Raw genomic sequence first — 13,476 nt, 5'->3', positions numbered from 1 at the left:
CCGTCCATCATGGCCCGACTGGTCGGCATCGTGGGGAGGTGGTCCGGCCCGGGCGCCGGGTCGGGTCAGCCTGCGGTGACGAGGCCCTCGGCGATCATCCAGTCGCGGGCGACGTCGGCGGGTTCGCGACCGTCGATGTCGACCTGGCGGTTGAGTTCGGTGATGACCTCGTTGGTGAGCCGGGCCGAGATCGGCGCCATGATGTCGACCACGCGGGGGTTGGCGTCGGCGAACGGGCCGTACATCACCAGAGCCGCGTTGTACTTGGGGAAGAAGCCCTTGTCGTCTTCGAGCAGCACCAGGTCCAGGGCGGGAATGCGGCCGTCGGTGGCGGCGACGGAGCCGAAGCGGCACTGTTTCGCGTCGGCGGTGGCCTGGTAGACCAGGGCGTCCTGCACGATCTGTTTCTGCGCTCTGCCCGCGTCGATGCCGTATTTCTGCGCCAGGCCCGGGTAGCCGTCGGGGCGGACGTTGAACTCGGTGCCCACGCAGGTGGCGGCCGCGGCCGGGTCGGCGGCGAGCAGTTTCGCGTAGTCCGACAGGGTGCGCACGCCGGTCTCCTCGGCGGTGCGCCTGCTGGTGACCAGGGCGTAGGTGTTGTTCATCGGTGCCATGGCCGCCCACACCATGTCGTGCTGTGCGCGGTCGGCGTCGCGGACGAGGTCGAACTGTTTGCGTTCGTCGGGTTCGGGGGTCTCGTTACCGAGGTAGTTGATCCAGCCGGTGCCGGTGTAGTCGTAGGCGATATCGATCTGGCCGTTGAGTTGCGCGTCGCGCAGGCTGTTGGAGCCCTGGATATTGGTCAGGTCACGCACATTCGCGCCTGCGGCGGTGAGGGCGAATTCGATGAGGTAGCCGAGGATATTGGCCTCGGTGAAGTCCTTGGACCCCACCGTCACCGCGACACCGTCGAGTTCCGGAACCGGGGTGATACTGCCCGGCCCCACCGGCAACGGCACCGAGCCGCCCGATTGCAGACCGCAGCCGGCGAGCACCACCGCGAGGACCGGGATCAGCCCACGCAACCATCTGCTCTTCCTCACCGCAGCCCCCTCGGCCCGAGAAACTGTTCGGCCAGCGCGCCGAGCCAGTCGACGAACAGGGCAAGTGCCACCGCGAGCACCGCGCCGACCGTCAGGGTGACGGTGTCGCGCAGTTTGTAGCCGGTGTCGATGAGGATGCCGAGACCGCCCGCGCTCACCATGAACGACAGCGTCGCGGTGCCGACGGCGAGTACCAGCGACGTGCGCAACCCGGCGAGGATGTAGGGAATGGCGAGCGGGAACTCGATGCGCCGCAACACCTGCACAGCCGACATCCCCTGGCCGCGACCGGCATCGATGACAGCCGGGTCCACCTGCTGATAGCCGAGGATCGTGTTGCGCAACACCGGCAGCAGCGAGCAGAACGCGATCGGCGCGACACCCACCCAGAACCCGGTGGTCCGGGTGAGCAGGTAGCACAGCACGATCAACCCGATCGCGGGCGCCGCCGCCCCGATATTGGCGATCCCGACGAAAAACGGTGCGAGACGGCGGAACCGGCGACGGGTGAGCAGCGTGCCCAACGGCACCGCGATCACGACGACGATCGCGACCACAGCCGCCGTGATCAGCACGTGCTGCCAGGTGACCTCGGCGATATTGCCCACACTGATATTGGCCTGCTGAATCGTGGTGAGCTCACGCCGGAACGCCCACACCAGCACACCGGCGGTGAGGATCAGCACGATCACCGGTTGGGCGAGCAACCGCAGGACTTCGGCGCGACGCTGGGTGGCGGGTGCGGAGGCGGCGGCGGGCAGGTCGACGACCGGACGAGTGGAGGAAGTCGTGGTCACCATGAGCCCACCCGTTCCGCAGCGAGAGTTCGGGTGCGCCAGGGCGATCGGTGATTCCGAGGTAAAGGCATCATGACGACGCCTTCCCCGAGGTGGCCAAGTGGTCGATGAGGGTGTCGACGGTGACGACTCCGGCGTAACCGCCGCTCGCGTCGAGGACGATCGCCGAGGCGGTGCGCTCGGTGAGCAGGGCGGCGAGGGCGTCTTGGAGAGTGGCATCGGCAGGCAGGGTCGTGCCGATGGGCGTGCCTGCGGTGGTCAGCGAATCCGCTTGTGCTGATTCATCTCTGGATACCCGGCGCAGTGGGCGACGCTGAGGGTCGAGGACGATTCCCCAGGTGCGATCCGCGTCGTGCAGCGCGGCGGCCAGTGCCGTGGGGCCGGTGCCCTCGGTGACGGCGACGCCCTGGTCGAGGTCGAGGTCGGCGAGGACCGCGAGGCCGAGGCGGTCGATGGTGGCGGTGGCGCCGACGAAGCCCGCGACCGTGTCGTCGGCGGGGGCGGCCAGGATCGCGGCGGGGGTGTCGTACTGCAGGATGCGGGAGCGGTCGCCGAGCACCGCGATGCGGTCGCCCAGTTTCACCGCCTCACCGAAATCGTGGGTGACGAACACGATCGTCTTGCCGAGTTCGCCCTGCAGGCGCAGCAATTCGTCCTGCAGCAGGGCGCGGGTGATGGGGTCGACGGCGCCGAACGGTTCGTCCATCAGCAGTACCGGCGGGTCGGCTGCCAGCGCCCGTGCGACTCCGACGCGCTGCTGCTGGCCGCCGGAGAGCTGGCGCGGGTAGCGGTCACGATAGGTGTCGGGATCGAGGCCTACGAGATCGAGCATTTCGTCGGTACGGGCCGCGACGCGGCGCCGGTCCCAGCCGAGCAGACCTGGCACCGTCGCGATGTTCTTGGCGACTGTCATGTGCGGGAACAGCCCGGCCTGCTGGATGGAATAGCCGATGCCACGGCGCAATTCGTCGGCGTCGATGGCGAGCGCGTCGCGGCCACCGATGGTGATGGTGCCCGAGGTCGATTCGATGAGGCGGTTGATCATCCGCATGGTTGTGGTCTTGCCACAGCCGGACGGGCCGACGAGGACGACGATCTCCCCGGCGGGAATCGTCATGCTCACCTCTTCGACCGCGGGGTCCGGCTGCTCCGGATACCGTTTGGTCACCCGGTCCAGGACGATCTCCACCCCGGAAACGGCGGTGGCGGCGCCGGTTTCGGCGGTGCTGGTGTCAGTCACGAATACCCCTCGAGATGGTGAACCGTCCGAGCAGAACCAGGACGCCGTCGAGCGCGAGTGCGAGCACGACGATGAGGATGGTGCCGGTGAGCGCCTGCGGCACCGCATTGGGACTGCCGAGGCGCGCGAGCCCGGAGAAGATCAGGTTGCCGAGCCCCGGGCCTTTCGCGTAGGCCGCGAGCGCGAGGATGCCCATGATCATCTGGGCGCTCACCCGCATGCCGGTGAGGATCGACGGCCATGCCAGCGGCAGTTCGATCCTGGTGAGCAACTGCCACCGGCCCATCCCGACGCCACGTGCGGCATCGACGGCGGCCGGGTCGACGGCGGACAACCCGAGCACGGTGTTGCGCAGAATCGGCAACAGCGCGTAGAGGACCAGCGCGACGATGGTCGGTGCCACGCCGAGCCCGAGGAACGGGATCAGCAGCCCGAGCAGCGCGAACGACGGCACGGTGAGAATCGCGCCCGCCGTCGCGGTCGCCGCCGCCGATCCGAGCGGACTCCGGTAGACCAGGATGCCCACGAGCACAGCGATCACCGTCGCCAGCAGCAGGGACTGCACCACCGCCGACACATGCAGATACGAATCGACCAGCAACTGCTCACGCCGGTTCACCACGAACGACCACAGTGCGTCCAGGATCCCCACCTCCCCATCGTCCGGCGGCCCAACGGGCCCTGCCCCAAGATGCCCACCCACAACCCGGGCGAAACCACTCGTCCCACACCCTCGGGCCACCAAGCACCCGAATCCACCTGCGCGGACCCGCGTTTCACTTCCGCCTCATGCTAACGCTCCACCCCGACAGCCGTGGCCGTTCCGGTTCCCGACCCCGGATCATGAGGACGACCGAATCATCGACCCGCTTCGGCCAGTTCCGCTTTCACCACGGCGTAGGCGGTGGAGGGGTTGTAGCCGCGGCGGGCGAGCATGTCGACGAGGCGGCGGGTGAGTTTGGTTCGGTCGAGGTCGGGGGGTGTGGTGCGGAGTTTGCGGCGGACCAGGTCGGCGGCGGCTTCGTCGTCGCCGGGCTCCGGACGGGGGCGGCGTGCGGGGGCGGCGGTGCCGCGGGAGGGTTCTCGGGCACTGTCGGCCCGGGCCTGCCGGGCGCGGCCGTCGTCGGTGTCGGGCTGCTCGGCGCCGTCGTGGTTCGCGCTGCGATCGGTGCCGGTGGACGAGGTTCGGGCGAATCCTGCGGCATCGAGTTCCGTGGTGACGACAGCGAAGGCGGTGGACTGGTCGTAGCCCCGACGGGCCAGCATGCCGACCAGGCGGCGAACCGCCTTGTCACGGCCCAAGTCTCGGGGCAGGGTGCGCAGCTTACGGCGAACCAGATCGGTGGCGCGGTCACGTTCGGCGTCGTCGGAGACCATCGACAATGCCTGTTCGGCGTCGGTAGGGGCTACCCCTTTGTCGCGCAGTTCGCGCTGGAGCGCTTTCTTTCCTTTGCCGGAGTAGGTGTGGCGGGCGTGTACCCACTGTTCGGCGAAGGAGCTGTCGTCGACGAGGCCCACTTCGGTGAGCCGGTCGATGGCCGCTGCGGTGACCTCGAGCCGGAAACCCTTCTCGCCGAGCCGTTTCTCCAGTTCGGCGCGGCTGCGGGCCCGCACGGCCAGCAACCGCAGGCAGGCGTCCTTGGCTTGTTCCACGGTGGCTCCGGGCCGGTCACCCGGGGCGAGCCGGCGTGTGCCGGCTCGCCTCTCGGGCTCTCCCGGTGGGGATCCGGCCGCCACCGGATCCACCTGCCGCCCGTCGTCACCACCGACGACGGTCGACAGGGAGTCTGTGTCGCGCCGCGTGGATCGGCGAGAACGCCGGGCGCGGCGGGGCGTCGCCGCCCCGCTCCCCCACTCTTCATGATCAACACCGGTTCGCGGGGCGAAATCGGTCCGATTGTGTTCTTCGGTGAATCCGGTCGGGTGCGCGCGCTGCGGATCGCCCGCACCCGACCGAATTCCCTTCGCGCCCGAGGCGGCTCGTTCTGCACGAGCCGCCGGGGCGAGTTCGGTGGCCGACCCCGGTTCGCGCGTCACCTCGGACGTCAGCGACTGCGGTTGCACCTCGATACCGAGGCGAGCCAGCTGACGTCGCATGTCCTCGACCGGATCGGCCGGGTCACGGCGCGCCCGGCCGGGGTTCGGCGTGCGCATCGGCTCAGAAGTCGGCGGGTGCGTCGGCCTCGGCGGTCAGATCCGCGCCGATGCCGAGCTTTTCCTTGATCTTCTTCTCGATCTCGTCGCGCACATCGGTGTTCTCCAGCAGGAACTTGCGGGCGTTCTCCTTGCCCTGGCCCAGCTGGTCGCCCTCGTAGGTGTACCAGGAGCCGGACTTGCGGATGAAGCCGTGCTCGACACCCATGTCGATGAGCGAGCCCTCCTTGGAGATGCCCTGCCCGTAGAGGATGTCGAACTCGGCCTGCTTGAACGGCGGGCTCACCTTGTTCTTGACGACCTTCACGCGGGTGCGGTTACCGACCGCGTCGCTGCCGTCCTTGAGGGTTTCGATGCGGCGCACGTCCAGGCGCACCGAGGCGTAGAACTTGAGCGCCTTACCACCGGTGGTGGTCTCGGGCGAACCGAACATCACGCCGATCTTCTCGCGCAGCTGGTTGATGAAGATGGCGGTGGTGCCCGAGGTGCTCAGCGCGCCGGTCATCTTGCGCAGCGCCTGGCTCATCAGGCGGGCCTGCAGGCCGACGTGGCTGTCGCCCATCTCGCCCTCGATCTCGGCGCGCGGCACCAGGGCCGCGACCGAGTCGATGACGATGATGTCGATGGCACCCGAGCGCACGAGCATGTCGGCGATCTCGAGGGCCTGCTCACCGGTGTCGGGCTGGGAGACGAGCAGTGCGTCGGTGTCGACGCCCAGCTTGCGGGCGTAGTCGGGATCGAGCGCGTGCTCGGCGTCGATGAAGGCGGCGACACCGCCCGCGGCCTGGGCATTGGCCACCGCGTGCAGCGCGACGGTGGTCTTACCCGAGGATTCCGGGCCGTAGATCTCGACGACGCGACCGCGCGGCAACCCGCCGATCCCGAGCGCGACGTCGAGGGCGATGGAGCCGGTCGGGATGACGGAGATGGGCTGGCGGGCCTCTTCGCCCAGGCGCATGACCGCGCCCTTGCCGAAGCTCTTCTCCACCTGAGCCAGCGCCAGTTCCAGCGCTTTGTCGCGATCGTAGGCCTGCGGTGCCATGATGTGGTCCCCTTCTCGAGGTGAGTGTCTCTCTGGTTGGCGCCCACAGTAGAGGGCGGCACCGACAAGTTCTGTCGCCCAGATTAGTCGAACACTCTTTCGAGTCAAGCGACGCGCCCGCAAACACGCCACGACCGTCGTCAGTGCTGCGGCAGCACCGATTCGTCACCCTCGGCACGCGGCCCGAGGATCCGTCGTTGCGACTGTTCGATGCGCACATCGTTGATGCTCGCCTCACGCCGGGACATCCGCCCGTCGGGCGCGAACTCCCACTGTTCGTTGCCGTAGCTGCGCCACCACTGTCCGGTGTCGTCGTGCCATTCGTACTGGAAGCGCACGGCGATGCGGTTGTCGTGGAAGGCCCACAGATCCTTGCGCAGTGCGTAGCCGTTCTCGGTGGCCCATTTGCGGGTGAGGAACTCGACGATCGCGGCGTGGCCGGTGAAGAACTCGTCGCGGTTGCGCCACACCGAATCCTCGGTGTACGCGGCGGCTACCCGCTCGGGGTCACGGGTGTTCCAGGCGTTTTCGGCGGCCCGCACCTTGGCGCGGGCGGAGTCGAGGTCGAAGGGAGGCAGCGGTGGTCGCACGGTGTCGCCTTTCAAGGGTTGTGCGGTGACAGTTCGGGTGCGCCGAAGCGCAGCGGGAGCGCGCCGGGGCGTTCGATCACCCGCTCGACGGTGTAGTCGACGGCGCATTGCGCACCGGTGGTGAGATCGGCGGTGTCCCAGACGATTTCGGCCCGGCCGGTGAGCTGCAGCAGCGTACCGGTCGACCAGTCGGCGATCAGCAATCCGCACCGCGAGTGCACGGCGAGGTTGCCGAGGGTCATGAACATCGAGTTGCCGCGATAGTCCGGCCAGCGCAGCCGGGTCGGCGACAGCAGCTCGAGGAAGCCGGGGTTGCCGCCGCGATGGGAGGCATCGGCGTGCCCGTCGGCGTCGGCGGTGGCGACGAAGAAGGTGTCGGCGGCGGCGATCATCGTCCCCTGCTCGGCGGTGAGTTCCGTGCCCTGCCGCGCCGGACCGGCCTGCCCGGCCGACACAGCGCGGATCTCTCGGCGTGAGATGTATTTCGGGCAGTTCGCGTACACCTGTTCGGTGCTGATCCGCACTCCACCGGGCCGCGGCCGCGCGGTCCCGTTGACGCGCATCCGGCGCCGCCGCTGCGCCTGCACGGCGATCATCCCGACCGCGATATCGCCGGTCAGCGCGTCGAGCAAGGGGTCGTCATCACCGGGTAGCGCGGCGATGTCGATGGTGGTGTCGTCGATCGCGTGGACGAATCCGGCGGGTCCGGTGAGCGGGCTCGCCCACAGCCGCCCGGCCGCGTCGGCCGCCGCGAGGACGACCATCGGTTGCTCGGCGAGGAAGTCCGCGGCGACGGCCGGGATCCCGGTGCGGATCGAACGCCCGACGCGATCGGCGATCCCGGCCTGGCCGAGGCGTTGCTGCACGGCCAGCTCACCCGGATGGAACATGACGACTCCTCAGAAGAATCCACAGGTCGGTGCGCTACCCGCGGGAGCGGGCGCGGATTCGGCGCCGGCCGGGGCGTACACCTCGAGCCGGATGCCGTCGGGGTCGGCGAAGAAGATCCCGCCCGAGGACGCGCCCTCGCCGTGGGCGACCACTCCTTGGTGAAAGAACTCGGTGGCCAGTTCCCGCACCGCCGACTCGACGGCGCGCACCGAGTCGAGGTCGGCGACCTGGAAGGCGAGGTGATGCAGGCCCGGTGCGCCGGTGGCGAATTCGCCGGTGCTCTGCTGCCACAGCGTGAGCATCAGCACGCCGTCGATACCGAGGAAGGCCCAGCGGCGCGCACCGTCGGCGCCGCTGCCGAGTTCCTCGAAGCCGAGACCACGGCGATAGAACTCCGCGGAGCGGTCCAGGTCGGTGACATTGAGCCCGATGTGGCCGGTGGTGAGCACGGGAGCGGTGACGGCGGTCATGAGTCCTCCAGGAATGGGAAACCATCTATGATTGTTTTGATGGTTAGAACATAAGACGCCGAAGCACTGCCGTCAACCCTTGAAATACTTTTTGATGGTTAGGAGCGCGAGTTGATAGCCTCAGACATGCGCGATCCCCGTCCGCACACCGGCGAACCACCTGCTCTCGACCTGCTCAACACCCGATGGGCAGGCGCCGAACCCGGCGATCTGCTGGCCGATCTCGACGGGTTGCGCACCTGGCTGGCGCTGCTCGACCTGACCGACCGGGTGCCCGCCGACGAGCACACCCTCACCGCGCTGCACACCGCACGCGATGCCGTGTACGACACGGTCACCCGCGCCGACCACACCGCACTCAACCGGGTGCTCGACCAGGGACGCATCCGCCGCGAACTCACCGACGACGGCCCACGCGACATCCCGGAGGTGGCCGACCCCGCCTGGTTACCCGGCTGGCTCGCCGCCGACAACCTGCTGCGGCTGATCGCCGAAGCGCCGCACCGGATCCGCCAGTGCGCCCACCCCGACTGTGTGCTCTTCTTCTACGACACGTCCAAGAACGGCACCCGCCGCTGGCATTCCATGGCGACCTGCGGCAACCGCGCCAAGGCCGCCCGCCACTACGCCAAGAGCGGGTGAGCGTTCAGAACAATTCGTCGAGCAGGCGGTAGTAGTCGAGTTTGTCCGCATCGGGCTCGGTCAGGCCGTAGGCCGCACGGAACGCCGTCACCGCTTCGGCGCCGAAATTCTCGCCGAGGTCGCGTTCGGCCAGGGCGATGTCGCGGTAGCGGTCGGCGCGGCCGAGCTCGGCGACATCGATCAGCACGCCACCGGCCAGCACATTGCCCGGGGTGAAATCGCCGTGCGCGACGACGAGATCCTCGCTCGCCGGACGACGGCGGACCAGTTCCGCGAGCAGCTCGGCCGGTGTCCGATCGCGGTGATCGGGGTCGAAATCGTCGGCGTCGACGAACCCCTCGACGACATTGCGGTGTGCCCGTGCGAGGGTGACGTCGAGCCCGGCGTCGAACGGGCAGTCCGCTGCCGGCAGGTCGTGCAGGGCACGCAGCCGCGAACCGAGCAGCGTACCGGCGGCGGCCGGGTCGGGTGCCTGCGACGACACCGAACCACCGCCCACGTCCGCGAGAACCAGCACGTCCTCGGCGAACGCCGCCACTTCGGGAACGGCGATGCCCTTGTCGCGCAACCAGATCAGGCGCTCGTGTTCGGCGACGGCGCGTGGGCCGCGTTTGATCCAGTACTCCCCCGCCCGCAGCACATTGCCGCCGCGGCCCTCGTGCTCGTCGGACCAATCGGCCAGCGGTCCGACCAGCGCGATCACCTCGGGTGGCAGCGGCAGGGCCAGCTCGTCGAGGTGGTCGAGCGCCGCCCTGGTCGATTCGATCAGCTCGGAGTCACCGTCGGCCACCCGCAACCGCATCGCCTCGTTCAGCAGCTCGCGCGCCTCAGCGGGCCGATGCTGTTCGGCCAGCGATTTGCCCAGGTGGTGGGCGGCGAAGGAGACGAGTTCGGGGTCGAGGGCGCGGCTGGCGTCCAGCGCGCGGCGGTACAGGATCTCGGCGCGACCGGGTTCACCCTGATAGCGGTACACATCGGCCACATTGATCCACACGGTGATGCGGCGGCGCTCGGTGTCGGCCAGTTCGAGGGCCTGGTCCAGGCGGTCGAGCGCCTCGTCATGGCGCCCGAGCAGCATCAGCGCGATACCGAGCCTGCGCAGACCACCGAAGTCGTGCGGGTCGGCGGCGGCGACACGGGCGGCGAGGGATTCGGCGTCGACCGGGATCATCCGCAATCGTTCGTCGAACCGGTAGGGACGTGCCGACGAGTTCTGCGCTGTCACGGACATGGTCTGGTCACCACCGGTTTCTGGGGACGTCGAAGTCGGCACACAGCGCCCGCCATACCTCGCGCGGGTCGATTCCCGCCTCGATCGCGGCCGCACCGGTCATTCCGAAGGCCGGAATGACGTGATCGGCCAGCATGGCGTCGGCGCGCGCAACGCCGAACTCGGTGTGCATCAGCTCCTGGAATTCGGTCAACCGCACCTTGCCCAAGATACTCGCGCTGTCGTGCACCCGTCAGGACGCCGGCCAGTCCCGCCTGCGTTCTACGGTCGACCGAAGATGCGGCCGTTGCGAGCCCGGCCGGTTCCTCAGACCGTGGCCCCCACGCGATGACAGATCTCGACCGGGTCGGCGACCTCGTCGAGGCCGTCCGCGGCCCGGCGCGCGGCGGCGGCGAACGCCTTGTCGTCGAGGACCTGCCGCACGGCCGCGGCGACGGCGTCCGGGGTGAGCGGCCGGATCAGCAGCGAACTGCCCTGGCGTACCGCGCGATTGGCCAGTTCCCACTGGTCGCCGCCGCCGGGCACGGTCACCACCGGCACCCCGGCGGAGAGGGATTTCGCGAGCAACCCGTGCCCGCCCCCACCGACTACCACCGCGGCGTGGGTGAGCAGTTCGTCCTGGCGGCCCAGACCCGCCGTCGCCCAGGCGGGCAGGTCTGCCGGTGGGGTGTCGAGCATCGAAACCGCCGCGCGCACACCGAGTCCGGACAGACCCTCGAGCACGGTCTCGGCCATGCCGGCCACCCCGGTGTGGGCGGTGGACGGGGCAACCATCACCAGTGGTTCGTCGCCGGGTGGCAGTTCGAGCACGGCATCGGTGGGTTCCCAGAGCAGCGGGCCGACGACGTAGGTGTCGGCGGGCCAATCGGGTCGTGGGAGCTCGAGCGCGGGCAGGGTGGCGATGAGGCGGGCGGCGGGGCCGGGGTCCTCGGCGGGTAGCCCGATGCTCACCCGTGCCGCCGAACGCTGCCGCTCACCGGCCCGCACCGCGCGGTCGGTCATGGTGCGCAGCACGGTGTCGCGCAACCGGCCGCGCACCCCTTCTCCCGGTGCCAGGCCGCTCCCGATCGGCGGCAGACCTTTCGACGGCAGGTACAGCGGGTGTGGTGAGAGCTCTACCCATGGCACGCCGAGGCGTTCGGCCGCGAGACCGCCCCCGGCGGTGAGCACATCGGAGACGACCAGGTCGGGCAGCATGGCACCGAGTTCGGGCAGGTTCTCCGTGGCGATGTAGGCGGCGCGTTCGTGGATCCGGGCGCCCGCGTCGGTGTCGTCGTCGACCGAGCGCGGCGCGAGCCCTTTGAGTTTGCGCACGCCGATGCCCGCGGCCCGCGCCGCGTCGAGCCACCGGGGACCGGTGAACAACACCGGCTCGTCTCCGGCGTCCAGCAACCGCAGACACAACGCGATCGCGGGAAACGCATGCCCTGGGTCGGGCCCGGCTACCACAGCTACTCGCATGCGCCTCACCATGCCATATCCGCAGGACGCACGGTCGCGACCCCGTCGACATGACCCACATCGGCCGATGCCGGGGCCATCCGCCCACGCACCCAAGACAATCGGGCCGCGTCAGCGTTTCCGACGTGCGCTCAGCCCGCGAAGGTGAACAGTTCGAATCCGACCGCGTGGGCGGTCGGGAACCCCTCCTTGGGACCGGTCGCCATCGCGACGATCTGGTTCACCTGTTCCTCGACCGGAACGGAGCTGAGGACCTGTAGGTAGCGGCGATGCGCGGCCAGGGAGGCGCGGGCTTGTTCCAGCTGATCACTCACGTCGACGGCGTGGGTGGCGACGGGGCCGACGACGGCGGCCCATCGCGCGGACCACGGTGCCAGATCGGCGATCTCGGGGAAGATCCATTCGTTGCCCGCGTCGGAGATCGCGTCCATCGCCGAGCGGCCGACGGCCCGGTGATCGGCGCTGTTCACGAAGCCGGGCGCCCAGGTGTCGCCGAAATTGAACAGCACGACCATCTCGGGGCGGTGCCTGCGGATCGCGGCGGCCAGGTCGCGCCGCAGCGGCAGGCCCTCCTCGATGCGCCCGTCGGGGTAGTCGAGGAATTCGACGGTGTGCACGCCCACTTCGCGTGCGCCCGCGATCTCCTCGGCCTCCCGCAACGGCGCGGCCTGCGCGGGGGGAACGCCCGCGATCCCGGCTTCCCCTCGGGTGACGAGCAGATAGCGAATGTCCTTGCCCTGCTTCGTCCATCGCGCGACGGCCGCCGCCGCACCGTATTCGATGTCGTCCGGATGCGCGACGATCACGAGTCCGCGCTGCCAATCCTCGGGTAGCTGTTCCACCCCGCCCATGCTAGGGCTAGATCTTGCTGACCGGCGTCTTGTCGCCCGACCCCGTCACCGCCTTGTACAGCAGGTACAGCCCTGTGCCGATCGCGGCGAGCACCAGAATCGGCAGCACCGCCTCGAGGATCGCCCCGATGATCCAGAACGCGATGACCGCTACGACGACGATGCCGATGACCTTGAAAACCATGATGTGACTCCTCGGTGTCCGCGACCGCACAGCCGCGATCGACACCTTCGATGCTGCCACCGCAACCGTGGTAAATCACCAGGTCAGCACGGATATCCGGGTAGAGATCAGGGTTCACCCCGAGACTGCCGCCGTCGACATCTACCGTGAATCCATGAACTACCTGGCTCTGCTGCGTACCGAACTCACCACGTTCGGCGAACTGATCACCGACGACGTCGATCTCGCCGCACCCGTCACCACCTGCGGCAACTGGACCTTCTACGATCTGGTCGATCACCTGGGCCGGGGTAATCAGTGGGTGGTCACCGCCGTCGCCGAGCTCCGTGGCGACGACGACGGTCGGCCCGCGCCGAAAGATCCCGCGACCCTGCGCAAGTGGTACGACGAGTCCGCCGACGCCCTCGCCGCCACCCTGTCGGCCGATCCCGAACAGGAGGCGTGGACCTTCACCCGTGCCATGCCGCGCACGGTCGGCTTCTGGCGCCGTCGCCGCGCCCACGAGACGCTGATGCACCGGTGGGACGGCCAACACGCGCTCGGGAAGGCCGAGCCGTACGACCGCGCGATCGCCGAGGACGGCATCGATGAGGTCTTCGAGCTGTTCGCACCCCGAATGATCCACCGCGGCCTGGCGACCGCACCGGAGGTGGCGCTGCGCGTTCGCACCACCGACACCGATCGCCGCTGGACCTACGGCCCCGGCGAACCGGTGGCCGAGCTGGCGGGTACCGCATCGGATCTGCTGCTCGCGTTGTGGGCCCGCATCCCGCCCGAGCACCAGGGTCTGCGCTGGGACGGTGACCGCGCCGCCGGGCTGCGCGTCCTCGCCGGGCCCTTGGTTCCATAAGCACCCCACCGAACCGGACAAGCGTCCATA

General features: G+C 69.1%; 15 protein-coding genes and 2 pseudogenes. 2 read left to right on the top strand and 15 right to left on the bottom strand.

Going from position 1 to position 13,476, the window contains the following annotated elements:
- Positions 1 to 65 precede the first annotated feature (65 nt).
- The 10 genes and pseudogenes from NI2_RS19820 to NI2_RS19780 form a co-directional block, all read right to left on the bottom strand.
- Positions 66 to 1,043 carry a glycine betaine ABC transporter substrate-binding protein gene (locus NI2_RS19820; RefSeq protein WP_084476549.1) on the bottom strand — a complete coding sequence of 326 codons (978 nt, stop codon included), beginning with the start codon at positions 1,041 to 1,043 and terminating at the stop codon, positions 66 to 68.
- Positions 1,040 to 1,843 carry an ABC transporter permease gene (locus tag NI2_RS19815; RefSeq protein ID WP_084476548.1) on the bottom strand — a complete coding sequence of 268 codons (804 nt, stop codon included), beginning with the start codon at positions 1,841 to 1,843 and terminating at the stop codon, positions 1,040 to 1,042. The genes NI2_RS19820 and NI2_RS19815 overlap by 4 nt, the downstream gene beginning before the upstream one ends.
- Before the next feature lie 67 nt (positions 1,844 to 1,910).
- On the bottom strand, positions 1,911 to 3,080 hold the full coding sequence (locus NI2_RS19810; RefSeq protein ID WP_067492740.1) for an ABC transporter ATP-binding protein: 1,170 nt from the start codon (positions 3,078 to 3,080) through the stop codon (positions 1,911 to 1,913).
- Positions 3,073 to 3,723, bottom strand: a complete 651-nt coding sequence (locus NI2_RS19805; protein WP_067492992.1) for an ABC transporter permease — start codon at positions 3,721 to 3,723, stop codon at positions 3,073 to 3,075. The genes NI2_RS19810 and NI2_RS19805 overlap by 8 nt, the downstream gene beginning before the upstream one ends.
- A gap of 215 nt (positions 3,724 to 3,938) precedes the next feature.
- Positions 3,939 to 4,097: pseudogene (locus NI2_RS35755) on the bottom strand (recombination regulator RecX); the annotation flags it as partial.
- 183 nt (positions 4,098 to 4,280) lie between these two features.
- Positions 4,281 to 4,817: pseudogene (gene recX / locus NI2_RS35220) on the bottom strand (recombination regulator RecX); the annotation flags it as partial.
- Between the two features lie 421 nt (positions 4,818 to 5,238).
- Positions 5,239 to 6,276, bottom strand: a complete 1,038-nt coding sequence (gene recA / locus NI2_RS19795) for a recombinase RecA (protein WP_067492737.1) — start codon at positions 6,274 to 6,276, stop codon at positions 5,239 to 5,241.
- Positions 6,277 to 6,416: 140 nt separating this feature from the next.
- Positions 6,417 to 6,866, bottom strand: a complete 450-nt coding sequence (locus tag NI2_RS19790) for a nuclear transport factor 2 family protein (RefSeq protein WP_067492990.1) — start codon at positions 6,864 to 6,866, stop codon at positions 6,417 to 6,419.
- 11 nt (positions 6,867 to 6,877) lie between these two features.
- Positions 6,878 to 7,756 (bottom strand): pyridoxamine 5'-phosphate oxidase family protein, encoded by an 879-nt coding sequence (locus tag NI2_RS19785; RefSeq protein WP_067492735.1) that lies wholly within the window; start codon positions 7,754 to 7,756, stop codon positions 6,878 to 6,880.
- 9 nt (positions 7,757 to 7,765) lie between these two features.
- Positions 7,766 to 8,227 carry a VOC family protein gene (locus NI2_RS19780; RefSeq protein ID WP_067492734.1) on the bottom strand — a complete coding sequence of 154 codons (462 nt, stop codon included), beginning with the start codon at positions 8,225 to 8,227 and terminating at the stop codon, positions 7,766 to 7,768.
- Positions 8,228 to 8,353: 126 nt separating this feature from the next.
- Between NI2_RS19780 and NI2_RS19775 the strand changes: the two genes are divergently transcribed.
- Entirely contained in the window at positions 8,354 to 8,869 is a 516-nt protein-coding gene (locus tag NI2_RS19775; RefSeq protein ID WP_067492733.1) for a CGNR zinc finger domain-containing protein, read from the top strand.
- Between the two features lie 4 nt (positions 8,870 to 8,873).
- Here NI2_RS19775 and NI2_RS19770 read toward each other — a convergent pair whose 3' ends face one another.
- From NI2_RS19770 to NI2_RS34495, 5 genes are all read right to left on the bottom strand, one after another.
- A complete protein-coding gene (locus NI2_RS19770) occupies positions 8,874 to 10,100 on the bottom strand; it encodes a tetratricopeptide repeat protein (RefSeq protein WP_067492732.1) in 1,227 nt (408 codons plus the stop codon).
- A gap of 7 nt (positions 10,101 to 10,107) precedes the next feature.
- Positions 10,108 to 10,299, bottom strand: a complete 192-nt coding sequence (locus NI2_RS19765; RefSeq protein WP_067492988.1) for a DUF3046 domain-containing protein — start codon at positions 10,297 to 10,299, stop codon at positions 10,108 to 10,110.
- A gap of 107 nt (positions 10,300 to 10,406) precedes the next feature.
- Positions 10,407 to 11,561, bottom strand: a complete 1,155-nt coding sequence (locus NI2_RS19760; RefSeq protein ID WP_067492986.1) for a glycosyltransferase — start codon at positions 11,559 to 11,561, stop codon at positions 10,407 to 10,409.
- A 131-nt stretch (positions 11,562 to 11,692) separates the two neighbouring features.
- Positions 11,693 to 12,403 (bottom strand): PIG-L deacetylase family protein, encoded by a 711-nt coding sequence (locus NI2_RS19755; RefSeq protein ID WP_067492984.1) that lies wholly within the window; start codon positions 12,401 to 12,403, stop codon positions 11,693 to 11,695.
- A gap of 16 nt (positions 12,404 to 12,419) precedes the next feature.
- On the bottom strand, positions 12,420 to 12,596 hold the full coding sequence (locus tag NI2_RS34495; protein ID WP_166655713.1) for a hypothetical protein: 177 nt from the start codon (positions 12,594 to 12,596) through the stop codon (positions 12,420 to 12,422).
- Positions 12,597 to 12,750: 154 nt separating this feature from the next.
- Here NI2_RS34495 and NI2_RS19745 point away from each other — a divergent pair, with 154 nt between their 5' ends.
- Complete coding sequence (locus tag NI2_RS19745) at positions 12,751 to 13,446, top strand: maleylpyruvate isomerase family mycothiol-dependent enzyme (protein WP_067492982.1); 696 nt, start codon at positions 12,751 to 12,753, stop codon at positions 13,444 to 13,446.
- Positions 13,447 to 13,476 lie beyond the last annotated feature (30 nt).

Source organism: Nocardia ignorata NBRC 108230 (genome assembly GCF_001612905.1).
In the GTDB taxonomy this organism is placed as follows: domain Bacteria; phylum Actinomycetota; class Actinomycetes; order Mycobacteriales; family Mycobacteriaceae; genus Nocardia; species Nocardia ignorata.
Note: the sequence above shows the minus strand (reverse complement) of the source record. Positions and strands in the feature narration are given on the sequence as shown.

Bases quoted from the DNA above. Each gene is read 5' to 3' on its own strand.
- NI2_RS19815 (WP_084476548.1), bottom strand. From the start codon at position 1,843: ATGGTGACCACGACTTCCTCCACTCGTCCGGTCGTCGACCTGCCCGCC.
- recA (WP_067492737.1), bottom strand. From the start codon at position 6,276: ATGGCACCGCAGGCCTACGATCGCGACAAAGCGCTGGAACTGGCGCTG.
- NI2_RS19785 (WP_067492735.1), bottom strand. From the start codon at position 7,756: ATGTTCCATCCGGGTGAGCTGGCCGTGCAGCAACGCCTCGGCCAGGCC.
- NI2_RS19780 (WP_067492734.1), bottom strand. From the start codon at position 8,227: ATGACCGCCGTCACCGCTCCCGTGCTCACCACCGGCCACATCGGGCTC.
- NI2_RS19775 (WP_067492733.1), top strand. From the start codon at position 8,354: ATGCGCGATCCCCGTCCGCACACCGGCGAACCACCTGCTCTCGACCTG.
- NI2_RS19770 (WP_067492732.1), bottom strand. From the start codon at position 10,100: ATGTCCGTGACAGCGCAGAACTCGTCGGCACGTCCCTACCGGTTCGAC.
- NI2_RS19760 (WP_067492986.1), bottom strand. From the start codon at position 11,561: ATGCGAGTAGCTGTGGTAGCCGGGCCCGACCCAGGGCATGCGTTTCCC.
- NI2_RS34495 (WP_166655713.1), bottom strand. From the start codon at position 12,596: ATGGTTTTCAAGGTCATCGGCATCGTCGTCGTAGCGGTCATCGCGTTC.
- NI2_RS19745 (WP_067492982.1), top strand. From the start codon at position 12,751: ATGAACTACCTGGCTCTGCTGCGTACCGAACTCACCACGTTCGGCGAA.